Origin of the sequence: Streptomyces sp. P13-3-3 (assembly GCF_050571355.1) — a bacterium.
Classification (GTDB): Bacteria; Actinomycetota; Actinomycetes; order Streptomycetales; family Streptomycetaceae; genus Streptomyces; species Streptomyces althioticus.
Genome location: NZ_CP192228.1, coordinates 419,784 through 442,452, shown reverse-complemented (window position 1 = coordinate 442,452; position 22,669 = coordinate 419,784). Strand labels below are relative to the sequence as shown.

The 22,669-nt window shown below is 71.9% G+C and carries 21 protein-coding genes and 1 riboswitch; of the genes, 9 read left to right on the top strand and 12 right to left on the bottom strand.

Going from position 1 to position 22,669, the window contains the following annotated elements; genetic code table 11:
- Nucleotides 1–31: 31 nt before the first annotated feature.
- Nucleotides 32–661 carry a hypothetical protein gene (locus tag ACQZOG_RS02135; RefSeq protein ID WP_037640275.1) on the bottom strand — a complete coding sequence of 210 codons (630 nt, stop codon included), beginning with the start codon at nt 659–661 and terminating at the stop codon, nt 32–34.
- Between the two features lie 133 nt (nt 662–794).
- Here ACQZOG_RS02135 and ACQZOG_RS02130 point away from each other — a divergent pair, with 133 nt between their 5' ends.
- Nucleotides 795–1,364 carry a hypothetical protein gene (locus tag ACQZOG_RS02130; protein WP_193454945.1) on the top strand — a complete coding sequence of 190 codons (570 nt, stop codon included), beginning with the start codon at nt 795–797 and terminating at the stop codon, nt 1,362–1,364.
- Between the two features lie 678 nt (nt 1,365–2,042).
- On the opposite strand, the gene ACQZOG_RS02125 is transcribed toward ACQZOG_RS02130, so the two are convergent.
- The 6 genes from ACQZOG_RS02125 to thrC all read right to left on the bottom strand — a co-directional run bounded on the left by ACQZOG_RS02125 (nt 2,043) and on the right by thrC (nt 9,292).
- A complete protein-coding gene (locus tag ACQZOG_RS02125; RefSeq protein ID WP_193454944.1) occupies nt 2,043–3,524 on the bottom strand; it encodes an MFS transporter in 1,482 nt (493 codons plus the stop codon).
- Nucleotides 3,525–3,696: 172 nt separating this feature from the next.
- On the bottom strand, nt 3,697–4,824 hold the full coding sequence (locus tag ACQZOG_RS02120; protein ID WP_037640279.1) for an NADH:flavin oxidoreductase: 1,128 nt from the start codon (nt 4,822–4,824) through the stop codon (nt 3,697–3,699).
- 220 nt (nt 4,825–5,044) lie between these two features.
- Nucleotides 5,045–6,667, bottom strand: a complete 1,623-nt coding sequence (groL, locus tag ACQZOG_RS02115; RefSeq protein ID WP_024884152.1) for a chaperonin GroEL — start codon at nt 6,665–6,667, stop codon at nt 5,045–5,047.
- Between the two features lie 392 nt (nt 6,668–7,059).
- Nucleotides 7,060–7,263, bottom strand: a complete 204-nt coding sequence (locus ACQZOG_RS02110) for a cold-shock protein (RefSeq protein WP_004986573.1) — start codon at nt 7,261–7,263, stop codon at nt 7,060–7,062.
- A gap of 430 nt (nt 7,264–7,693) precedes the next feature.
- The gene (locus tag ACQZOG_RS02105; protein WP_033276122.1) at nt 7,694–7,969 is read right to left on the bottom strand and encodes a ubiquitin-like small modifier protein 1; all 276 of its coding nucleotides are present in this window, start codon (nt 7,967–7,969) and stop codon (nt 7,694–7,696) included.
- Nucleotides 7,970–8,002: 33 nt separating this feature from the next.
- Entirely contained in the window at nt 8,003–9,292 is a 1,290-nt protein-coding gene (thrC, locus tag ACQZOG_RS02100; protein ID WP_033276121.1) for a threonine synthase, read from the bottom strand.
- Between the two features lie 17 nt (nt 9,293–9,309).
- Nucleotides 9,310–9,457, bottom strand: a riboswitch (SAM riboswitch).
- Nucleotides 9,458–9,596: 139 nt separating this feature from the next.
- Between thrC and ACQZOG_RS02095 the strand changes: the two genes are divergently transcribed.
- The 3 genes from ACQZOG_RS02095 to otsB all read left to right on the top strand — a co-directional run bounded on the left by ACQZOG_RS02095 (nt 9,597) and on the right by otsB (nt 12,897).
- Nucleotides 9,597–10,565, top strand: a complete 969-nt coding sequence (locus tag ACQZOG_RS02095; protein WP_033276120.1) for a glucosyl-3-phosphoglycerate synthase — start codon at nt 9,597–9,599, stop codon at nt 10,563–10,565.
- Between the two features lie 72 nt (nt 10,566–10,637).
- The gene (locus ACQZOG_RS02090) at nt 10,638–12,026 is read left to right on the top strand and encodes an alpha,alpha-trehalose-phosphate synthase (UDP-forming) (RefSeq protein WP_430741223.1); all 1,389 of its coding nucleotides are present in this window, start codon (nt 10,638–10,640) and stop codon (nt 12,024–12,026) included.
- A gap of 10 nt (nt 12,027–12,036) precedes the next feature.
- The gene (otsB, locus tag ACQZOG_RS02085) at nt 12,037–12,897 is read left to right on the top strand and encodes a trehalose-phosphatase (protein ID WP_406716785.1); all 861 of its coding nucleotides are present in this window, start codon (nt 12,037–12,039) and stop codon (nt 12,895–12,897) included.
- 101 nt (nt 12,898–12,998) lie between these two features.
- On the opposite strand, the gene ACQZOG_RS02080 is transcribed toward otsB, so the two are convergent.
- Both ACQZOG_RS02080 and ACQZOG_RS02075 read right to left on the bottom strand, forming a co-directional pair.
- Entirely contained in the window at nt 12,999–13,247 is a 249-nt protein-coding gene (locus tag ACQZOG_RS02080; protein WP_406716784.1) for a DUF3263 domain-containing protein, read from the bottom strand.
- A gap of 10 nt (nt 13,248–13,257) precedes the next feature.
- Nucleotides 13,258–14,490, bottom strand: a complete 1,233-nt coding sequence (locus ACQZOG_RS02075) for an extracellular solute-binding protein (RefSeq protein WP_403259762.1) — start codon at nt 14,488–14,490, stop codon at nt 13,258–13,260.
- A 151-nt stretch (nt 14,491–14,641) separates the two neighbouring features.
- Here ACQZOG_RS02075 and ACQZOG_RS02070 point away from each other — a divergent pair, with 151 nt between their 5' ends.
- The 3 genes from ACQZOG_RS02070 (at nt 14,642) to ACQZOG_RS02060 (ending at nt 17,817) form a co-directional block, all read left to right on the top strand.
- Nucleotides 14,642–15,607, top strand: a complete 966-nt coding sequence (locus ACQZOG_RS02070) for an ROK family protein (protein WP_193467624.1) — start codon at nt 14,642–14,644, stop codon at nt 15,605–15,607.
- Nucleotides 15,607–16,770: an N-acetylglucosamine-6-phosphate deacetylase gene (nagA, locus tag ACQZOG_RS02065; protein WP_137209395.1), complete on the top strand. Its 1,164-nt coding sequence runs from the start codon at nt 15,607–15,609 to the stop codon at nt 16,768–16,770. The genes ACQZOG_RS02070 and nagA overlap by 1 nt, the downstream gene beginning before the upstream one ends.
- 117 nt (nt 16,771–16,887) lie before the next feature.
- Nucleotides 16,888–17,817 (top strand): 1-phosphofructokinase family hexose kinase, encoded by a 930-nt coding sequence (locus ACQZOG_RS02060; RefSeq protein ID WP_203550592.1) that lies wholly within the window; start codon nt 16,888–16,890, stop codon nt 17,815–17,817.
- A 33-nt stretch (nt 17,818–17,850) separates the two neighbouring features.
- Here ACQZOG_RS02060 and ACQZOG_RS02055 read toward each other — a convergent pair whose 3' ends face one another.
- Together ACQZOG_RS02055 and cdgB are read right to left on the bottom strand one after the other, a co-directional pair.
- Entirely contained in the window at nt 17,851–18,780 is a 930-nt protein-coding gene (locus ACQZOG_RS02055) for a carbohydrate-binding protein (RefSeq protein ID WP_037640291.1), read from the bottom strand.
- 114 nt (nt 18,781–18,894) lie between these two features.
- Complete coding sequence (cdgB, locus tag ACQZOG_RS02050) at nt 18,895–20,580, bottom strand: diguanylate cyclase CdgB (RefSeq protein ID WP_033276112.1); 1,686 nt, start codon at nt 20,578–20,580, stop codon at nt 18,895–18,897.
- A gap of 316 nt (nt 20,581–20,896) precedes the next feature.
- Between cdgB and ACQZOG_RS02045 the strand changes: the two genes are divergently transcribed.
- Nucleotides 20,897–21,481, top strand: coding sequence for a flavin reductase family protein (locus ACQZOG_RS02045; RefSeq protein WP_191882978.1), 585 nt, complete (start codon nt 20,897–20,899; stop codon nt 21,479–21,481).
- A 53-nt stretch (nt 21,482–21,534) separates the two neighbouring features.
- On the top strand, nt 21,535–22,002 hold the full coding sequence (locus ACQZOG_RS02040; protein WP_193467622.1) for a GNAT family N-acetyltransferase: 468 nt from the start codon (nt 21,535–21,537) through the stop codon (nt 22,000–22,002).
- An 83-nt stretch (nt 22,003–22,085) separates the two neighbouring features.
- Here the strand turns inward: ACQZOG_RS02040 and arfB are convergent, their stop codons facing one another.
- The gene (gene arfB, locus ACQZOG_RS02035; protein ID WP_048459029.1) at nt 22,086–22,511 is read right to left on the bottom strand and encodes an alternative ribosome rescue aminoacyl-tRNA hydrolase ArfB; all 426 of its coding nucleotides are present in this window, start codon (nt 22,509–22,511) and stop codon (nt 22,086–22,088) included.
- Nucleotides 22,512–22,669 lie beyond the last annotated feature (158 nt).

Here is a 22,669-nt window from a genome sequence, read left to right as displayed (position 1 = left end):
AGAGGCGGGCTTCCGGGCCCCAGATGAGGGTCTAGCCTCGCCGCCGCAGCCCCGCGTACACCGTGGTGCCGAGGACGAGCGCGGTCAGGCCGACGGTGGCGGCGAGGGTGATCCGTCTGCTGTCCTCCTGCTCCGGGCCGTCCGGCATCCGCGGGTCGAGGAGGTCCAGCGGGTCCTTGACGATCGTGACCCGGTCGCCCGCCTTCGCCTGCCCGAAGCAGTTCTCCTGCTGGGAGACCCGGTGGACGCGCCGCTCGCCGTCCAGCTCCCGGAGCGTGCAGAACATGCTCGGTCCCCGTCGGCGCTCCTCGTCGACGACCTGGACGACCACGGCGTCCACCGGCTCGCCCACCGCCCCCATGTACCCCTCGTACACGGCGGGAGAGGCGAACATCATCAGGGCGAGACCCCCGAAGGAGACGGTGACCGCCGCGCCTGCCCGGTGCCAAACGCCGCCCACGAGCCACGCCGCGACGGCGACGGCCGCCAGGCCGACGACGACACCCAGCCACGTGACCCACGCGGCGACGGCGGCGCCCAGGAGCAGCCCTGCCGTCACCCCGAAGGCCCACAGCAGGGAGTTGCCGATCTTGCGCCGCTCCCCCGCGGGCCGGACGTCCTCGGCGCCGTCCGGCACCGGTACCGCCCCGGTCCCCCTCATCTTTCCCCCGCCCTTTCGACAGTCGTCCGTCCGACCAGGCATCGTAGGGCCTGGCCGTTCCGGCACCAGGGCCACCCTGGCCGCGCTTCGTGGTGCACGCTGGAGCAATGGCCCCACCCACACGGAGACCACCATGAACCACGCACAGCTCACCGCCCTCGGCCGGGCGCTGCGTGTGCTCGGTGAGCACGGCGAGGCGCTCTCCGCCGACACCCCGGACTCCCGGCTGCACGAGGTGCGTGACGACCTGCGGCGGGCGCTGGACCTGCTGGAGGACACCGTCACCACGGCGCCGCCCAGCACGCGCTGCGCCGAGCACCCCACGGGGCCGGTCGACGAGAGCGCCCCGGACCTGTGCCTGCTCTGCGAGACCAGGCGTCGCGCCGCCCGCCGCGCCGAGTTCAACGGCCCGGCCCCGCAGGCCCGGCCCGCCGGTCCCGCGCCCTCGCGCTACGGGGTGCGCGGCGACCGCCCGCAGCCGCAGCAGCGCTGGCTGCCGGAGATGTGGAACGGCCAGGCGTGGCAGCTGTGCGGCACCCCGCGCCGCGACCGCCGCGAGGCGGAACTCTTCGTCAAGGCCCAGCTCCGCACGGTCCGCCCGGCGATGGCCTACCGCGTCGTCCACGAGTTCACCGACTACGAGGTGCTCCGCGTCTGGGGCAACCCGGTCCACGTGGACATCGAACCGATGGGCAACATCTGAGCCGCGCGAGCCTCACGGCTCCTTGAACGGCACGGGGCGCGGCGCCCTGGCGTGACTCACGGCTGCCGACCAGCCACCCCGAGAGCGGGCGGCCCGCCCTCCGGGCCCCCGGCCCGAGCGTCTGGCGCGTCACCCCCGACCCGCCCGCCGGCCGGCCCCGCCACCGGGCCTCGGGCCGCCTGACGCTCCGGGCGCCGGTCCCCGGCAGTCGGGTCCGGCCGCCACGACGGCGGGACCCACAGCCCCAAGCACGCCGAGTCCGAAGAACCCTCGGACCGGCACGAGCCGACCGCGCGACCCCGCGCCAACGGAGCCGCCCCGAAGCGTCACCCCCGGCCCGCCCGCCGCCCGGCCCCGCCACCGAACCCCAGACCGCCTGACACTCCGGACGCCGGCCCCCGGCAGCCGGGGCCAGCCGCCACGACGGCGAGACCCACAGCCCCAAGCACGCCGAGTCACAGGGCTCCTCGGACCGGCACGAGCCGACCGCGCGACCCCGCGCCATCGGAGCCGACCCGGTCGGACGGCCCGTCGCGCTCTCGGGGCCGACACCGCATCCATGCCGGTGTTCGGGCTCACCCCGAACACCGAGCGGCGGCCACCCCCCGATGTCCTCGGGACAGTGGCCGCCGTCTCGTCCGGGCGCCGGCGAGCACTCCGCCCACCCGCCCGCAGGTGTCACGCCTTCGCCGGCTCCGCGGCCTCGGGCGCGCCCTCGGTGACGAGTGACTCCGCCCCGGCGGTGCCCCGCTGCTTCGGGATGAACGCCGCCACCACGAAGCCAAGCAGCGCCGCGCCCGCGCCGAGGGCGAGGACCGCGCGGAAGGCGTCCTCGGACGGCAGCGCGTACGGGCCGAACCGGGTCGTCATCTGCGCGAGGACCACACCGGCGACCGCGCTCGCCACGGACGTGCCGATGGAGCGCATCAGCGTGTTGAGGCTGTTCGCGGCGCCCGTCTCGGAGGCGGGCACGGCGCCCATGATGAGGGTCGGCATGGCGCCGTAGCAGAAGCCGATGCCGGCGCCGATGACGCAGGACGCCAGCACGAAGTGCCAGACCTCGCTCATCATCGCCACGTTCAGCCCGTAGCCCGCGGCCACGATCAGCGCGCCGATCATCAGCGTCACCTTCGGACCCCGCGCGCGGGAGACCAGCGCCGAGACCGGGGCCAGCGCCATCATCACCAGGCCGGACGGCGCCATGACCAGACCGGCGCTCAGCAGCGACTGGCCGAGGCCGTAACCGGTCTGCTCCGGCAGCTGCAGCACCTGCGGGATGACCAGCGACATGGAGAACATCGCGAAGCCGATCGCCACGGAGGCGAGGTTGGTGATCAGGACCTGGGGACGGGCGGTGGTGCGCAGGTCCACCAGCGGGCGGTCGGTGCGCAGCTCGAAGAAGCCCCAGGCGAGCAGGACGACGACGGACGCGGCGAACAGGCCGAGCGTGGTGCCGCTGGTCCAGCCCCAGTCGCCGCCCTTGGAGATCGCGAGCAGCAGGCAGATCAGTCCGGCCGCCATACCGGCCGCGCCCACCAGGTCGAACCGCCCGCCGGTCCGCACCTTCGACTCGGGCACCAGCGCGAGGACCAGCACGAGCGCGACGACGCCGAGCGCCGCGGAGGTCCAGAACAGCGCGTGCCAGTCGAAGTTGTCGGCGATCAGGGCGGCGAGCGGCAGGCCGAGCGCGCCGCCGACGCCGAGCGAGGCGCTGATCATCGCGGTGGCGGAGCCCAGCCGCTCCGCGGGGAGTTCGTCACGCAGGATGCTGATGCCCAGCGGGATGACACCGGACGACAGGCCCTGGAGGGCACGGCCCACGATCATCGGGGTGAGGCTGTCGCTGAGTCCGGCGACGACCGAGCCGACGACCAGCATGGCCATGCTGAGCAGCAGCATGCGCCGCTTGCCGTACATGTCGCCGAGCCGGCCCATCACGGGCGTGGCGACGGCGGCGGCCAGCAGGGTGGCGGTGACGGCCCAGGCCGCGTCCGACGCCGAGGCGTTCAGGTACTGCGGCAGCTGTCCCACGATCGGGATCACGAGCGTCTGCATCAGCGAGACGACGATCCCGCCGAGCGCCAGCACGGGTACCACGGCACCCGTCCTCGGCGGCGCGGCGGTGCCGGTCGTGACGGATCTTTCGGGTGCGTCGGACATGAAGGAGGTCTCCGGAAGAGTCAGATCTGCTTGACTCGGGCAACTTTAATCTCCTTGATTGACGCAAGCAAATGAAAACCACGTGACAGTCACATGACATGGACCACGCAGCAGAGAGGCGCGGCGCCCTCCGCCGGAGGACACCGCGCCACGCCCGGAACCGGGCCGGGACTCAGCTCAGCGAGGTCAGCGACGCCGCGTCGTACGAGGTCAGCTCGTCGAAGCGGCCGGCCAGCACCTTCGCCGCCCACTCCGGGTCCTGGAGGACCGCACGGCCCACCGCGACCATGTCGAACTCGTCGCGCTCCAGGCGGTCGAGCAGGTCGTCGATGCCCCGCAGCTCGGCACCCTCGCCGAGGAAGGCACGGCCGAACTCGCCGTCCAGGCCGACCGATCCGACCGTGATGGCGGGACGGCCGGTCAGCTTGCGGGTCCAGCCGGCCAGGTTGAGGTCGGAGCCGTCGAACTCGGGGAGCCAGTAGCGGCGGGTGGACGCGTGGAAGGCGTCGACGCCGGCCGTGGTGAGCGGGGTGAGGATCGCCTCCAGCTCCTCGGGGGTCTCGGCGAGACGGGCGCCGTAGTGGTCGGACTTCCACTGCGAGAAGCGGAACACGACCGGGAAGCCGGGCGACACGGCCGCGCGCACGGCCTGCACGATCTCCACGGCGAACCGGGTGCGGGCCACCGGGTCGCCGCCGTAGGCGTCGGTGCGGCGGTTGGTGCCCGCCCACAGGAACTGGTCGATGAGGTAACCGTGGGCCCCGTGCAGCTCCACACCGTCGAAGCCGATGCGCTCGGCGTCGGCCGCCGCCTTCGCGAACGCCGCCACGACGTCGTCGATGTCGGCCTGGGTCATCTCCTTGCCGCCCTCGGCGCCGTCCAGGCGCAGCCCCGACGGGCCGACCGCCGGCGCCTCCGGGAAGGGCGGCTGCCCCTGCTCGCGGACCATGCCGACGTGCCACAGCTGCGGCACGATCCGGCCCCCGGCCGCGTGCACCGCCTCCGCGACCTTCGCCCAGCCGGCCAGCTGCTCCTCCCCGTGGAACCGGGGGATCCGGTCGCTGATGCCGGCGGACGGGTGGTCGACGTACGTGCCCTCGGTGACGATCAGCCCCACCCCGGCGGCGGCCCGGCGCGCGTAGTACGACACGACGTCCTCCCCCGGCACGCCGCCCGGCGAGAACTGGCGGGTCATGGGCGCCATGACGATGCGGTTGGGCACGGTCAGGCCGTTCAGGGCGACAGGCCGGGCCAGGACCTCGGCGGCACGTCCGGTGGCCTCGGAGGCGGCGACGGTCATAAGGAGAACTCCTCGCGGATACTCGACGGTATGTGTACGTGCATACAACGCACTCTCCGTCGAACCCGCGCACGGCGGTGAGCATTCCCGTCCCTCCCCCGCCCGTACCCGTGACACCGGTCACCTCGTGAGGGCGCCCGGACACGCCGAAGGGCGGCACCCCCTGTGCGGGAGTGCCGCCCTCCGGACCTCGGACGGGTCCGAACCTGACGGGTCAGGCTCAGAAGTCCATGTCACCGCCGGGCATGCCGCCGCCGGCCGGGGCCGCGGCCTTCTCCGGCTTGTCGGCGATGACGGCCTCGGTGGTGAGGAACAGCGCGGCGATCGACGCGGCGTTCTGCAGCGCGGAGCGCGTCACCTTGGCCGGGTCGATGATGCCTTCGGCGATCATGTCGACGTACTCGCCGGTCGCGGCGTTCAGACCGTGGCCGACCGTGAGGTTGCGGACCTTCTCCACGACGACGCCGCCCTCGAGACCACCGTTGACGGCGATCTGCTTCAGCGGGGCCTCCAGGGCGAGCTTCACGGCGTTGGCGCCGGTCGCCTCGTCACCCTCGAGCTCCAGCTTCTCGAACACCTGGGAGGCCTGGAGCAGGGCCACGCCACCACCGGCGACGATGCCCTCCTCGACGGCCGCCTTGGCGTTGCGCACGGCGTCCTCGATGCGGTGCTTGCGCTCCTTGAGCTCCACCTCGGTGGCGGCGCCGGCCTTGATGACCGCGACACCGCCGGCGAGCTTCGCCAGGCGCTCCTGCAGCTTCTCGCGGTCGTAGTCCGAGTCGCTGTTCTCGATCTCGGCGCGGATCTGGTTCACGCGGCCCTGGACCTGGTCGGCGGAGCCGGCGCCGTCGACGATGGTGGTCTCGTCCTTGGTGATGACCACCTTGCGGGCCTTGCCCAGCAGGTCGACGGTGGCGTTCTCCAGCTTGAGGCCGACCTCCTCGGAGATGACCTCGCCGCCCGTGAGGATGGCGATGTCGCCGAGCATGGCCTTGCGGCGGTCGCCGAAGCCCGGGGCCTTGACGGCGACGGACTTGAAGGTGCCGCGGATCTTGTTGACCACCAGGGTCGACAGGGCCTCGCCCTCGACGTCCTCGGCGATGATCAGCAGCGGCTTGCCCGACTGCATGACCTTCTCCAGGAGCGGGAGCAGGTCCTTGACGTTGGAGATCTTGGAGTTGGCGATCAGGATGTACGGGTCGTCGAGGACGGCCTCCATACGCTCCATGTCGGTGGCGAAGTACGCCGAGATGTAGCCCTTGTCGAAGCGCATACCCTCGGTGAGCTCCAGCTCCAGACCGAAGGTCTGGGACTCCTCGACGGTGATGACGCCTTCCTTGCCGACCTTGTCCATGGCCTCGGCGATGAGCTCGCCGATCTGGACGTCGGCGGCGGAGATGGAGGCGGTGGAGGCGATCTGCTCCTTGGTCTCCACGTCCTTCGCCTGCTCGAGCAGGGCGGCGGAGACGGCCTCGACGGCCTTCTCGATACCGCGCTTCAGGGCCATCGGGTTGGCGCCGGCGGCGACGTTGCGCAGGCCCTCCTTGACCAGGGCCTGGGCGAGGACGGTCGCGGTGGTCGTACCGTCACCGGCGACGTCGTCCGTCTTCTTGGCGACTTCCTTGACCAGCTCGGCGCCGATCTTCTCGTACGGGTCCTCGAGCTCGATCTCCTTGGCGATGGAGACACCATCGTTGGTGATCGTGGGGGCGCCCCACTTCTTCTCGAGGACGACGTTGCGGCCCTTGGGGCCGAGCGTCACCTTCACGGCGTCCGCGAGCTGGTTCATGCCGCGCTCGAGGCCGCGCCGCGCCTCCTCGTCGAACGCGATGATCTTGGCCATGTGAAGTGGTCCCTCCAGGACTGGGGGTGATTCCTTCGGACCGCGCCCGCGCCCGCGACGGACGGCTCGCCGGCCGTGTGGTTCCTTGCCCCACGTGACCTGGCGGGCCTCACCGACCCGGTCCTTCGTTGTCACTCTCACCTTCAGAGTGCTAACGCCAATGATTAGCACTCGACCCCCGAGAGTGCAAGGCGCGCTCGCGGAGCGGCGGTAATTTCGAGAGGTCCCCGAGAGCCCTGCGAGCCAGTGGCGCCAAGGGCTCCGACCGGCGCTCAGCCACGGGCGAACACGGCGCGCGCGGCGCGTGCGCCTAGGCATGACGAAGGGCCCGCACCCCGAGGGGTGCGGGCCCTGTCGCCGGCAGAAGATGTCGCGTGCTGCTGGTAGCGCGTTCAGGCGGTGACGCGAACCATGTCGGCCTGCGGGCCCTTCTGACCCTGCGAGATCTCGAACTCGACCCGCTGGCCCTCTTCAAGGGTGCGGTAGCCGTCCATCTGGATCGCGCTGTAGTGGACGAAAACATCCGCACCACCGTCGACCGCGATGAAGCCGTACCCCTTCTCCGCGTTGAACCACTTGACGGTGCCCTGAGCCATGCCTAACTCCCCTATTACTGGCCCTTGCACAGATCCACACTTCGCGGACCCGGGTCAGACCTCACCCCCCAACGGTTGGGGGCGTGCGCCGGAACGCGTCGACCGCGGCTGAATGTATCTGTCCAACTGCCGTCTGCAACAGGTCAATCGGACGAGAAATCTGGACGCTACCGGTCCGGAATGTGGCAAGAATTCGCCAGAATTCAGGGCAAGTCGGGCCGGGCAAAGGAGACAAAGGCCGCGAAAGGAGCCCGCACTTTGGCTACATCCAGTCGGGTCCGCGGCAGGAATTCAGGGTTCTCGATCAATGGATCGGGAGCGCGTTCCCCAACTCTACCGCGCTCAACCTCATGGAATTGCCCCCTCCGGATCTCTCACGGAGGGGGCAAAGTCCTGAACGCTCGGTAACGGTCATTACCGAAGGTAATGATCAGCCTCCGGCGACCGCCGGAATGATCGAGACGCCGGCACCCTCCGGGGTGGCCGTCTCCAGCCCCTGCTCGAAGCGCACGTCGTCGTCGTTGACGTACACGTTCACGAACCGGCGCAGCTTGCCCTGGTCGTCCAGGACCCGCGCGGCGATGCCGGTGTGGTTCTTCTCGAGGTCCTGGATGACCTCGCCCAGGGTGGTCCCCTCGGCGGCGACCTCGGCCTTGCCCCCGGTGTAGGTGCGCAGAATGGTAGGGATACGAACGGTAACGCTCACTTTGAACCTCCGGTCAGGAAATGGCGAAGCGGCTCAGACGAGCCCGGCCTCACGGAACGACTCAAGACTGGGACGAATCGTCGCCGTGAGCCCCGTCCCCGCCACCGCGTCCAGCGTCTTGAGCCCGTCCCCGGTGTTCAGCACCACCGTGGTGAGGGACGGATCCAGCACCCCGTCCTCGATCAGCTTCTTCGTCACGCCGACCGTGACCCCGCCCGCGGTCTCCGCGAAGATGCCCTCGGTCCGCGCCAGCAGCTTGATCGCCTCGACCACCTGCGCGTCCGTGACGTCCTCCACCGCGCCGCCGGTGCGCCGGGCGATGTCGAGCACGTACGGCCCGTCCGCCGGGTTGCCGATGGCCAGGGACTTGGCGATGGTGTCCGGCTTCTGCGGGCGGACCACGTCGTGCCCGGCCTTGTACGCGGTGGAGACCGGCGAGCAGCCCGCCGCCTGGGCGCCGAAGATCTTGTACGGCTTGTCCTCGACGAGCCCGAGCTTGATCAGCTCCTGCAGACCCTTGTCGATCTTCGTCAGCTGCGAGCCGGACGCGATCGGGACCACGATCTGGTCCGGGAGCCGCCAGCCGAGCTGCTCGCAGACCTCGTACGCGAGGGTCTTGGAGCCCTCGGCGTAGTACGGCCGCAGGTTGACGTTGACGAAGCCCCAGCCCTCGCCGGCCGGGTCGCCGATCAGCTCGGAGCAGAAACGGTTCACGTCGTCGTAGTTGCCCTCGATGCCGACGAGCTCGCCGCCGTAGACGGCGGCCATGACGATCTTGCCCTGTTCCAGGTCGTGCGGGATGAACACGCAGGAGCGGAAGCCGGCCCGGGCGGCGGCGGCGCCGACCGCGCCGGCCAGGTTGCCGGTGGAGGAGCAGGACAGGGTGGTGAAGCCGAAGGCGCGCGCGGCCTCCAGGGCCTGGGCGACGACCCGGTCCTTGAAGGAGTGCGTGGGGTTGCCGGAGTCGTCCTTGACGTAGAGGCCGCCGGTGACGCCCAGTTCGCGGGCGAGGTTGTCGGCCTGGACGAGCTTGGTCCAGCCGGGGTTCAGGTTGGGCTTGGTCGCCACGTCCGCGGGGACGGGCAGCAGCGGCGCGTAGCGCCAGATGTTCGCGGGACCCGCCTCGATGCGCTTGCGGAGCTCTTCGGTGTCGTACCCGGAGAAGTCGTAGGCGATCTCCAGCGGGCCGAAACACTCCTCGCAGGCGAAGACCGGACCGAGGGGCACGCGGTGGCCGCACTCGCGGCAGGACAGCGCGGCGGCGGGGCCGAGGTCGACGGTGTTCGCGGAGTCGGTGGTGCTTGCAAAAGTCTGCACAGCCATGGAGGCGAGGCCCTTTCTCCTCATCTTCCTCACGACGCACTTCGCCGTGAGACGGATTTGGCACCTTCCCTAGCCGGGAGCCTCGCCACGTCCGCGTGACAAGTACCGACTGGAGGGTTGCCGGGGCTTCATCGGGCCGTATCCCTCTGCCCCTCTGGATGAGCGGTGTTCAGTTGTCCGCCCCGACACCCCCCGGGATGCGGGGTCCGTCGGCGCTGTTCAAGACTGTAACCGAAGGCCCGGACGGCGGAGAGAGCCGTCCGCACACCGAGATGGACCGCCCCCGGCCAGTGAGGAGTCCGCCGTGCTGGAAGAAGTCGAGCGCTGGCTGATCGAGCGCTCCTGGTCGGTTTCCGACCGTCCGCTGCACCGGATCCTGGCGGCGAAACGCTCCTCGGGACAGACGGTGAGCGTGGTGCTGCCCGCGCTGAACGAGGAGGCCACGGTCGGCGACATCGTCTCCGTCATCCGGCACGACCTGGTGCTCCAGGTGCCCCTGGTCGACGAGGTCGTGGTGATCGACTCCGGTTCCACCGACCGCACCTCCGAGGTGGCCGCGGCGGCCGGCGCGACCGTCGTCCACCGGGACGCCATCCTGCCCCGCCTGCCTGCCGTGCCCGGCAAGGGCGAGGTGCTGTGGCGGTCGCTGCTGGTCACGCGCGGTGACATCGTGTGCTTCGTCGACGCGGACCTGCGGGAGTTCTCGTCGGACTTCGTCACCGGCATCGTCGGCCCGCTGCTCACCGACCCCGGCCTCCAGCTGGTCAAGGCCATGTACGACCGGCCGATGACGACGGCCGACGGGAGCATCACCGGCGCGGGCGCCGGGCAGGGCGGCCGCGTCACCGAGCTGATGGCCCGCCCGCTGCTCAACATGCACTGGCCGCAGCTCGCCGGTTTCGTCCAGCCGCTGGGCGGCGAGTACGCGGCCCGCCGCGGCCTGCTCGAACAGCTCCCGTTCCCCGTCGGCTACGGCGTCGAGCTGGGCATGCTGGTCGACGCCCTGCACCTGGTGGGCCTGGACGCGCTGGCCCAGGTGGACGTGGGCGTGCGCAAGCACCGGCACCAGGACGGGCAGGCGCTCGGCCGGATGGCCGCCGCGATCTACCGCACCGCGCAGCTGCGGCTGGCCCGCGCGCATCTGCTCCGACCGTCGCTGACCCAGTTCGAGCGCGCCGGGGACGCCTTCGAGCCCCGCACGTACTCGGTGGACACCGAGGAGCGGCCGCCGATGCGGGACGTCGCGGAGTACCAGTCCCGCAAGGTGGCCTGACCCCGTCCGTCACCGACCGGTGTGACGCACCGGCACGTTTGAGGCCCGGGGGGCCGGGCTAGGTTGAGGCGTATGGCTTCAAGCTTCGGTGCAGCTCAGGTGCTGGTCGCCTCCAATCGGGGGCCGGTGTCGTACGCGGTGGCGGACGACGGTTCGCTGAGGAGCAGGCGGGGCGGCGGGGGACTGGTCTCCGGCCTCTCGGCCATCGGCCCCGAGTCGGGCGCCCTGTGGGTGTGCTCGGCACTGTCCGACGGCGACCGCGAGGCCGTGCGGCGCGGCGTCGGGGAGGACGGCGTGCGGATGCTGGACGTCCCGGCGGACGTGCACGCGGACGCGTACAACGGCATCGCGAACTCGGTGCTGTGGTTCGTCCACCACATGCTGTACCAGACGCCGCTGGAGCCCGCCTTCGACGCGGAGTTCCGCCGGCAGTGGGCCTCCTACGAGACCTACAACCGCGCGTTCGCCGAGGCGCTGGCCGAGGAGGCCGCCGAGGGCGCGGCCGTCCTGGTGCAGGACTACCACCTGACCCTGGTCCCCGGCATGCTCCGCGAGCTGCGCCCCGACCTGCGCATCGGGCACTTCTCGCACACGCCGTGGGCGCCGCCCGAGTACTTCGCGATGCTGCCCGACGACATCGCGCGGCAGATGCTGCGCGGCATGCTCGGCGCCGACCGGCTCGGCTTCCTCACCCGCCGCTGGGCGGACGCGTTCACCGCGTGCTGCGAGCGGTTCGCCGGCGGGCTCGGCGACACCCGCGTCGGGGTGCACGGCCTGGGCGCCGACGCGGACTTCCTGCGCGCCCGCTCGCACGAGGCGGACGTCGACGAGCGGATGGCCGCGCTGAAGGAGGAGATCGGCGAGGGGCGCCGGACGATCGTCCGCGTCGACCGCACCGAGCTGTCCAAGAACATCGTGCGCGGCCTGCTCGCGTACCGGCAGCTGCTGGACGACCGGCCCGAGTGGCGCGAGCGCGTGGTGCACGTCGCCTTCGCCTACCCGTCCCGGCAGGACCTCGCCGTCTACCGCGACTACACGGCCGAGGTGCAGCGGCTCGCCGAGGAGATCAACGAGCAGTACGGCACGCCCGGCTGGCGGCCGGTCGTCCTGCACGTCAAGGACGACTTCGCCCGCTCCCTGGCCGCGTACCGGCTGGCCGACGTGGCCCTCGTCAACCCCATCCGCGACGGCATGAACCTGGTCGCGAAGGAGGTCCCGGTGGTCTCCGACACGGGCTGCGCCCTGGTGCTGTCCCGCGAGGCCGGCGCCCACGAGGAGCTGGGCGAGGACGCGATCACCGTCAACCCGTACGACGTCGTGCAGACGGCCGAGGCCCTGCACGAGGCGCTGTCGATGCGCCCCGAGGACCGTACGGAGCGCAGCAAGCGGCTGGTCGCGGCGGCGACGGCGCTGCCCCCGGCGCGGTGGTTCCTGGACCAGTTGGAAGCGCTGCGTGGATAGGTTGGGGCGCATGGCCAGTCAGACGGACTCCACGGACCCCGGCGACCTGCCGGCGCCCGCCACGCAGGCCGGGCGGGACGGACTCGACGCGCTCCTGGCCCGCCCGGGCAAGGCGCTGATCGCGCTCGACTTCGACGGCACGCTCGCGCCGATCGTGCCCGACCCCGAGCAGGCCCGCGCCCACCCGGACGCGGTGCCCGCGCTCGCCGCGCTCGCCCCGAAGGTCGCGGCGGTGGCCGTCGTCACCGGCCGCCCGCCGGGCGTCGCGGTCCGCCACGGCGGCTTCGCGGGCGTGCCGAATCTCGAGCACCTGGTGGTGCTCGGCCACTACGGCGCCGAGCGGTGGGACGCGGTCACCGGCACCGTCACCGCGCCCGCCCCGCACCCCGGTGTCGCCGCCGCCCGCGCCGAGCTGCCGGGGCTGCTGGACCGGGTGGGGGCGTGGCAGGGCACGTGGATCGAGGAGAAGGGGCGGGCGGTCGCCGTCCACACCCGCAGGGCGGCCGACCCGCAGGCCGCCTTCGAGGCCCTGCGCGAGCCGCTGACGGACCTCGCGACGCGGCACGGTCTCGTCGTGGAGCCGGGGCGGATGGTGCTGGAGCTGCGGCCGCCGGGCATGGACAAGGGGGTCGCGCTCCTGGGGTACGCGCGGGAGATCGGGGCGGGGTCGGTGCTGTACGCCGGGGACGACCTGGGCGACCTGGCGGCCTTCACGGCGGTGGACAAGCTGCGGGCGTCCGGGACGCCGGGTGTGCTGGTGTGCAGCGGCAGCGAGGAGGTCACGGAGCTCCGGGAGCGGGCGGACCTGGTGGTCGACGGCCCGTCGGGAGTGGTGCGCCTGCTGCGCACGCTGGCGGCCCGGCTCGCCTGACGAGGGTGTCGACGGGCTGAGCTCAGCCCCTCCGGCGTTCGAGGAGCGGGGTCCGGGGCGGAGCACCGGGTACGGGAAGGGGCGGCGGGGGCGAGAGACCCCTACCGCTCCCCGCGCCGCGCTTCCCTGACCCGCCGCAAGCGGTTCACCGTCACGGGATCGTGGGCCAACGCCCGCGGGTCGTCGAGCAACGCGTTGAGAAGTTGGTAGTACCGCACCGGTACAAGCCCCAGCTCCTCCCGGATCACCCGCTCCTTCGCCCCCGGCGACACGACCCCCCGCCGCTCCAGCGCGAGCACCTCCCGCTCGAGGCGCCCCAGCTCCTCAGCCTCAGCCTCAGCCTCACCCATGCCGGGCAGGCTACCCCGCACTGTCCGCCCGCACGGCCGCGGCCTGAAGCTCCCCGAGCACGGCCGCCGGGCTGCCCCCCGGCTCCACGGCCCGCCCGATCTTCTGCTTGATCTCCGCGTTCACCCCGGCCCACGACGTCTTGCCCACCGGGTACTGCTCCGACAGCGGCAGCTGGTCGAGGAACGGCTTGAGCTCCTTGTCCTGCCCCGACGCCGCCATCGCCCGCGACGCGGAGTTGGTGACCGGCAGCAGGTCGTACTCGCGCGAGAAGTCCAGGACGTTCTTCTCGCTGTACACGAAGTCGAGGAAGTCCCCGATCTCGTCGCGGTGCCCGTTCTTCTCGAACGCCATCATCCAGTCGGCGACGCCGAGCGCGGAGGGGGTCGTGCCGTCGGTGCCGGGGATCGGCACCATGCCGTACTTCACGCCCTTCTTCCGCGCCATCTCCATCAGGGAGGGGTGCCCGTTGAGCATGCCGACGTCCCCGGCGGCGAACGCCTCGAACGCCTTCGCGCGGTCGAGCTTGCCGGGCGCGACGGGGCCGGTGAGCCCCTTGCCGACGAGTTCGTCCCGCAGCCAGCTGAGGGTCTCGACGTTCTCCGTGGAGTCGATGCCGTAGGTGCCGCCGATGTCGGTGTAGCCGCCGTCGCCGCTCAGCAGCCACTGGAGGGTCTCGGCCTGGGCCTCCTCGGGGCCGAGCGGCAGCGCGTAGGGGAACTTCACCCCGGCCGCCTTGAGCGCCTCGGCGCACTCGACCAGTTCGTCCCAGGTCTCGGGCGGGGTGATGCCGGCCTCGATGAAGAGGGACTTGTTGTAGAACAGCAGCCGCGTGGAGGCGGCGAACGGCATGCCGTACTGCACGCTGTTGACCTCCCCGGCGCCGGAGAGCTGCGAGAGGAAGTCCGCCTGGACGGGGATGGAGAGCAGGTCGCCGGCGCGGTAGAGCAGGCCCTGGGAGGCGTAGTCGGCGTACGCGCCGATCTGGGCCATGTCCGGCGGGCTCCCGGCGTCGACCATCTCCTTGACCTTGCGGTCCACGTCGTTCCAGGAGTACACGCTGACGTCGATCTCGACGTCCGGGTGGTCGGACTCGTACCGCTCGACCAGGTCGGCCCAGTACTTCTTGCTGCTGTCGGCCGCGCCGTTGCCGTAGTCGGCGGCGACCAGCGTGAGGGTCACGTCGGAGGACTCGCCGCCGACCCCGCATCCGCTCAGGACCGCTGCCAGTCCCAGCGCGGACACCGCCGCGATCGTCCTTGTCCTGACCCGCCCTCGCACGTGCTCTCCCCTGATCCGGCGCCCAGCGCCGCTTGGTGATCCGATTATCGGATTAAGGTCTACACCACGTGAGTGGACTAGACCTCTTGCGGGTCCACGGGCCACACTGTTCCCCGTGAAACATGTCATCGCCCTCGACGTGGGCGGCACCGGGATGAAGGCCGCCCTGGTCGGGGCGGACGGCGAGCTGCTGCACCAGGCGCGCCGGCCCACCGGCCGCGAGCGCGGCCCGGACGCGGTGGTCGAGGGCATCCTCGACTTCGCGGCGGAGCTCCGCGCCCACGGCATCCGCGCCCACGGCGAACCGGCCTCGGCCGCCGGTGTCGCCGTCCCCGGCATCGTCGACGAGGCGGAGGGCGTCGCCGCCTACGCCGCCAACCTCGGCTGGCGCGACGTGCCCCTGCGCGCCCTGCTCGCCGAGCGGCTCGGCGGCGTTCCCGTGGCGCTGGGCCACGACGTGCGCACCGGCGGTCTCGCCGAGGGCCGGGTCGGGGCCGGGCGCGGCGCCGACCGCTTCCTCTTCGTCCCGCTCGGCACCGGCATCGCGGGCGCCATCGGCATCGACGGCAAGGTCGAGGCGGGCGCGCACGGCTTCGCGGGCGAGATCGGCCACATCGTCGTACGGCCCGGCGGCGCGGAGTGTCCCTGCGGTCAGCGCGGCTGTCTGGAGCGGTACGCGTCCGCGTCGGCCGTGAGCCGGGCCTGGGCCGAGGCGAGCGGCGGCCCGGACGCGGACGCGGCGGACTGCGCCAAGGCCGTTGCCTCGGGCGACGAGCGGGCCGTACGGGTGTGGCAGGAGGCGGTGGACGCGCTCGCCGACGGGCTGGTCACCGCGCTCACCCTGCTGGACCCGCGCACGCTGATCATCGGTGGCGGGCTCGCCGAGGCGGGGGAAACCTTGTTCACACCGCTGCGGGAGGCCGTCCGGCGGCGGGTCACCTTCCAGAAGCTGCCGTCCCTGGTCCCCGCGGCCCTCGGGGACACCGCAGGATGCCTGGGCGCGGGCCTGCTCGCCTGGGACCTGATCGAGGCCGCCGGCCCGTCGATCGAGACCACTGACCCCTCGGAGGTAACCACCTGATGGCCCCCACCAAGGTTCTCACCGGTGCCCGGGTGGTCCTGCCCACCGGGACCGTGGACGACGCCCGCGTGACCGTCGAGGGCACGCGCATCGCGGCCACGGCCCCCGGCCCGGCCCCCGCGGAGGGGACGGCCGAGACGGTCGACCTGCGCGGCCACTGGCTGGTGCCCGGCTTCGTCGACATCCACAACCACGGCGGCGGCGGGGTGTCCTTCGCCGGCGGCACCGCCGAGGACGTCCTCCAGGGCGTCCGCACGCATCTGCGCCACGGCACCACCACCGTGGTCGCCTCCGCCGTCACGGGCGACCTGGACTTCCTCGCCCGGCACGCGGGGATGCTGGCGGAGCTGGCCCAGCAGGGCGACATCGCCGGCATCCACTTCGAGGGGCCCTTCATCTCCCCGTGCCGCAAAGGGGCGCACGACGAGACGCTGCTGCGCGACCCCGACCCGGCGGAGGTGCGCAAGCTGATCGACGCGGCCCACGGCCACGCCCGGATGATGACGCTCGCGACCGAACTCCCCGGCGGTCTGGACTCCGTACGGCTGCTCGTCGAGCACGGCGTGATCGCCGCCGTCGGCCACACGGACGCCACCTACGAGCAGACGGTCGCCGCCGTCGACGCGGGCGCGACCGTCGCCACTCACCTGTTCAACGCGATGCCGCCGCTCGGCCACCGCGCCCCCGGCCCGATCGCGGCGCTGCTGGAGGACGAGCGGGTCACCGTCGAGCTGATCAACGACGGCACGCATCTCCACCCGGCCGCCCTGCAGTTCGCGTTCCACCACGCCGGACGCGACCGGGTCGCCTTCATCACCGACGCGATGGACGCGGCCGGCTTCGGCGACGGCCGCTACATGCTCGGCCCGCTGGAGGTCGAGGTCGCGGACGGCGTGGCCCGGCTGGTGGAGGGCAACTCGATCGCCGGCTCCACGCTGACCCTGGACCGCGCCTTCAAGCGGGCGGTGACGGTGGACGGGCTGCCCGTCGAGGACGTCGTCGCGGCGGTCTCCGCGAACCCGGCGCGGCTGCTGGGCCTGTCCGACCGCATCGGCTCGCTGGAGCCCGGCAAGGACGCCGACCTGGTCGTCCTGGACGACTCCTTCGAGCTGGTGGGCGTCATGCGCAAGGGGGAATGGGCGGTCGCTCCCCAACTGGCCTGATCCGTCCCCGGGACCGGTCCACGGTGGCCGGTCCCAGGGGTGGGCCGACCGCCTTCCTTTTGGCATGATCGTGACCCCGGGGCCACGGAAGGCAGGCAAGAGGGGGAGGTCGGCCCGGTGATTCTCACGGTCACGCTGAACACCGCTCTCGACATCACCTATCGCGTCCCGTCCTTGCGGGCAGGGGCCTCCCACCGGGTCTCCGAGGTGCTGGAACGCCCCGGCGGCAAGGGCGTCAACGTGGCGCGGGTACTGGCCGCGCTCGGCCACGAGGTGACCGTCACGGGCTTCTCGGGCGGCCCCACGGGACGCGTCCTGCGCGACCGCCTCGCCGAAGTGCCGCGCCTCACCGACGCGTTGGTCCCCGTCTCCGGCGCCACCCGCCGCACGGTGACCCTCGTCGACGACCGCACCGGCGCCACGACCCATCTGAACGAGCCCGGCCCGGACATCACCCACGCCGAGTGGTCCGCCTTCCAGGAGGTCTACGACGACCTGCTGGCGTCCGCGTCGGCGGTGGCCCTGTGCGGCAGCCTGCCCCCGGGCGTCCCGGTCGGCGCGTACGCGCACCTCGTCCGCACGGCCCGCGCGGCCCAGGTCCCGGTGCTGCTCGACACCAGCGGGGCGGCCCTGCGCCGTGGTGTGGCCGGCCGGCCCGACTTCCTGAAACCCAACACGGAGGAGCTGGCCGAACTCACCGGCTCCCACGAGCCGTTGCGCGCCACCCAGGACGCCCGCCGCCGGGGCGCCGGCACGGTGGTCGCGTCCCTGGGCGCGGACGGCCTGCTGGCGGTGACCCCGGAGGGCCGCTGGCGCGCGACCCCTCCGGCCACGCTGACCGGCAACCCCACGGGCGCGGGCGACGCGGCCGTCGCGGGCCTGCTGTCCGCCCTGGTGGAACACCGCCCCTGGCCGGAACGCCTGATCCGCGCCACGGCCCTCTCTGCGGCGACGGTCCTCTCCCCCACAGCCGGCGACTTCGACCACGCGGCCTACGACCGCTTCCTCACAACGGTCACGGTCACGGGCGTGGCCACGGCGGCGTGAGGCCTTCACGCCGCACGATGAAGGCCCGCCGGGTCAGCTGGATCCGTCCTCATTCGTGAGCCACAGCTGGTCGAGGACCGCGTTGCACTTGTTGCCCTCGTTGCAGACCAGCTCGATGGTGTTGGTGCCGTCGTTGAGGTTCACGTTCGCCCAGGTCTCTTTCCAGCCCTTCTCCCAGTCGCCCTTGGGAGTGTTGCCGAAGTTCTTCATGTTCAGCGGGCGGGTCTCGGGCTTGCCGTTGACCACGATGGTCGCGTCGGCGTCCTCGCCGGGGATGCCGTACTGCACGTAGAAGCGGTAGTTGCCGGCCTTGACGCCGTTGACGGTCCAGGTGACCTTCGAGCCGACCTTGTTGAAGCCGGTGACGTAGACGCCCCCGTCGGCCTTCGCGCCCTCGAACTCGGACGAGAGGGTCGCGCCGCCGTCGAGGCGGAGCGCCTTCGCGTCTATGGCGGGCAGCTTCGCCTTGTCCTCGTCCTTGTCCCCCTCCGAGGAAGACGGACTGGGCTCGCCCGTTTCCTGGGTCGCCGTCGGGGACGGGCCCGCCTCGTTGCCGCCCTTGTCGTCGTCGTCACCGCTGATCATGGCGACGCCGATGCCGATGACGACCGCCGCGACCACGGCGATCGCGCCGATGAGCAGACCCTTGGTGTTCGGGCCGCCGCCACGGCCGCCGCGGGACGGCTGCGGGGTGCGCGCGGCGGGCGCGCCCCCGGGCAGCGTCTCGGGCGCGGCGTAGTGCGCGCTGGGCTGGCCGAAGGCGCCCTGCTGGGGCGGTGCCTGCGGGGCGGGCCCCTGCTGGCCGTACTGGCGGGAACCGACCGGCCGCACCCGGTTCACCGAGTTCGGGTAGCCGTAACCCCCGGACGGCGGCTGGGCTCCGTTGGCCTGCCCGTCGGCGTACAGGTAGCCGAACGGGTCGTCGTCCTCGGGCGTGCTCGCGCCGTTGTTGCCGGGCGTCATCCCCTGTGCTCCTAGCTGCGGATCGGGTGTGTACGTGTGCGGAGAAGCCGAGCCTACCCGGTTCCTCTGACCCGAAAGGGTGACCCGGACCGCATCAACGCACCGACCTGCGGCTCATCCGGCACGTCTGTGCTGTTTGGGACGAGATCGTTTCTCGACGTACATCCGCTCGTCGGCCGACTTCAGCACTTCGTCGGCCGTCATGCCGCAATGGGCCCACCCGATACCGAAGCTGGCGCCGACCCGCACGGCCCGTCCCTCGGCCCGGATCGGCTGGATGATCTCGTTGCGCAGCCGTACGGCGAGGTCCTGCGCGTCGGCCCGGCCGAGCCCGTCGGCGAGGATGACGAATTCGTCACCTCCGAGCCGGGCCACGGTGTCGCCGTCCCGCACGCCGTTGCTGAGCCGCCGGGCCACCTCGATGAGAACCGCGTCACCCGCGTTGTGCCCGAACCGGTCGTTGATCGACTTGAAGCCGTCGAGGTCGCAGAAGAGCACCGCGAGCCCCTTGGTGCCGTCGTCGGCGTCCGCGGCGGGCGCGACGGTGTGCACATGGTGGTCGTAGCCGTCGTACGCGTCACGGCCGGGCGGGAAGTCGAAGTCGTGGCCGCGGTCGAAGGCGGGCGGGCCGAAGGCGGCGTCGTGGGAGTCGAAGGACTCGTAGGGCTCCATGGAGTCCACGGCCGCCGGCAGGGTGAGCGGCTGCTGGCTGCACAGCCGGGCGGAGAGCCGGGAGCGCAGCTCGGCGGAGTTCGGCAGGCCGGTGAGCGAGTCGTGGGAGGCGCGGTGGGCGAGCTGGAGCTCGCGGCGCTTGCGCTCCTCGATGTCCTCGACGTGGGTGAGCAGGAAGCGCGGCCCGTCGGCGGCGTCGGCGACGACCGAGTTGCGTAGGGAGACCCACACGTAGGTGCCGTCGCGCCGGGCCAGCCGCAGCTCCGCCCGGCCGCCCTCGGCTGAGGTGCGCAGCAGGGTGCCTATGTCCTCGGGGTGGACGAGGTCGGAGAAGGAGTAGCGGCGCATCGCGGAGGCGGGCCGGCCGAGCAGCCGGCACAGGGCGTCGTTGGTGCGCAGGATGCGGCCGTGCTGGTCGCCGCCCATCTCGGCGATGGCCATGCCGGAGGGCGCGTACTCGAAGGCCTGCCGGAAGCTCTCCTCGCTGGCCCGCAGCGCCTGCTGCTCGCGCTCCAGACGGACCAGGGCGCGCTGCATGTTGGAGCGCAGCCGGGCGTTGCTGATCGCGATGGCGGCCTGGAAGGCGTACATCTGGAGGGCCTCGCGGCCCCAGGCGCCGGGCCGGCGGCCGTTGCGCGGGCGGTCGACGGAGAGCACGCCGATCAGTTCGCCGGAGGTGCCGCCGCCCTGCGGTCCGGGCGCGTACATGGGGGCGAAGAGCCGGTCGGAGGGGTGCCACTCGTCCTCGAAGCGGGGAGCGGGCCCGTCGGTGTACCACTGCGGGACGTCGTCGTCGTCGAGGACCCAGCCCTCGGTGTGCGGTATGAACACCAGGTCGCCCCAGCGCTCGCCCATGGTGAGCCGGCGGTCCCAGGACTCGCGGGAGCCGACCCGGCCGGTGATGAGGGCCTCCGCCGCCGCGTTCCCGGAGAGGGCGGCGACCACGAGGTCGCCGTCGGGGCGTACGAGGTTGACGCAGGCCAGCTCGTACCCGAGGGCGCCCACGACGCCGTCGGCGACCGTCTGCAACGTGTCCGCCAGGCTGCGCGCCGTGTTCATGTCGGCCATGGCCCGGTGGAGTTGTCGCAGCGATGCAAGACGGACGTAGGGTTCCGACTCGGTCTCCATCCTCGCCCTCCCCCCGAGACCTCGCAGCGCATCAAGGGTCATCATCGGCGTATCGTCGCAGCAGCTTCCCCGCCACTGAATCACAGCGCGCTGCTCACCCGGTACACAGGGTCAACAATTCTTGCCCCTTGTGACTCAAGTCACAGCTAAACGTGAACAATTGCGTGGTCTACGCGCGGTATCCCGGCTCATTTCCGTGACGCGGATCGTGTGGCGATTGTGCATGAATTGTGCCCGGATAGGCCGCTGGTCCTAGGTCCCGGTTCGGGCCACGGTCCGATGCGATGTCCGTGCAGCGGAGATTAGCGTTTCCGGTGTGCTGAACACTCCCGCCGCCCCGGCCCCGATCACCGTTCCGCCCGCCGCCCGGCATGCTGAGGGGGTGAGCAACGACGAGTTCCGTGCCGCCATGTCCCGTCTGGCCGCCGGTGTGGTCCTGGTGACCGCGATGGAAGCGCCGCTGGACCCGGACGACCCCGGGGCGCCGGCCGGCGAGGACGTCGGCATGACCGCGACCGCGTTCCTGTCCGTCTCCCTGGACCCGCCGTTGGTGCTGGTCAGCCTGCGCACCGGCTCCCGCATGGACGAGCTGCTGGAGGAGCAGCCGCTGTGGGCGGTGTCCGTGCTGTCCGAGAGCCAGCGCCACATCGCGGGCCGCTTCTCGATGAAGGGCCGGGTCAGCGACCGTTTGCTGTTCGCGGACATTCCCTACCGGCGCGGCGAGTACACGGGAGCCCCGCTGGTGGGCGGCGCGCTGGCGACTCTGGAATGCCGCACGGAACAGCGGGTGGAGGCGGGTGACCACACCCTGGTGATCGGCCGCGTGATGACGGCCGCCGTGCCGAGCGCGGAGGGCGGGCCGCTCACCTATTTCCGGGGCCGCTACCGCCAGTTGGGCTGAGCCCTCCCGAAATCCCTTTTACCGCCGCCGTTTCCCCTGCCTACCCTCCCGGCATGACGACCGTGAGGGCCCCGCGCCTCGAAAAGATCACACCCGCGAATCTCGAGGCCGCGCTCGCCCTGCGGGTCCGCCCGGAACAGGAGTTCGCGGTCGACCCGGTGGCCCACTCCCTCGCGGAGGCGTACGTCCGCCCCGGCAAGGCGTGGCCGCGCGTGATCGTGGACGACGGACGTGTGGTCGGCTTCGTGATGGCGTTCCTCGACTTCGACTGGCGCGACGACGGCACCGACGTCCGCTCGGGCCTGTGGCGCCTCAACATCGCGGCGGACGAACAGGGCAGGGGCTACGGCCGCTTCGCGGTGAACGCGGTGGCGGAAGAACTACGCCGCCGCGGCACGAACACCGTCCACGTCACCTGGCACCCCGGCGAGCACGGCCCGGAGAACTTCTACCTCACCCTGGGCTTCGAGAAGACGGCAGAGAAGGTCAATGACGAGCACGTAGGTGTCCTGCGTCTGTAGGAACACCCTCAGGGGCGGGGGAACTGCGCGACCAACCCCCACCGGCCCGCAGGTGAAGACCAAGGGCACGGCCCATCCGCGTCTCACCAGTCCCGCGCGGAGCGCCCCCGCTTGGTCTCGGACCGCCGCTTCTTCTCCCGCAGCCGCCGCTCGTTGATCCCCCGCGGCACCCGAGTGGGCCGCCGCGGCGCGGGCGGAGGCGCCGTGGCCTCCGCGAGCAGGGCCGCCAGCCGCACCGCCGCCGCCTCCCGGTTGCGCCACTGCGACCGGTGCTCGGACGCCCGCACCGTGACGACCCCGTCGGTCAGCCGCCCCGCGAGCCGCTCCAGCGCCCGCCGCTTCCACACCTCGGGCAGCGCCTCGGTCCGGGCCAGGTCGAACCGCAGCTCCACCTGGGTGTCGCTGGTGTTGACGTGCTGCCCGCCCGGCCCTGACGAGCGCGAGAAACGCCACATGAGCTCGGCCTCGGGCAGGGAGACGGAGCCGCGTACGACAAGGGGACCGGACATGACATACAGGTTCCCGCGCCCGCCCCGGTCACGTCACCCGAATATCCGTACCCGGGTAAAGAAAGTAAAGAGACCTGGAACCTCGCGCACCCCTCTCGGCGTTCAAGTTGGTAGCTGTAGCTTCGTAGCCGTACGCACAACGAGGGAAGGGACTCCCA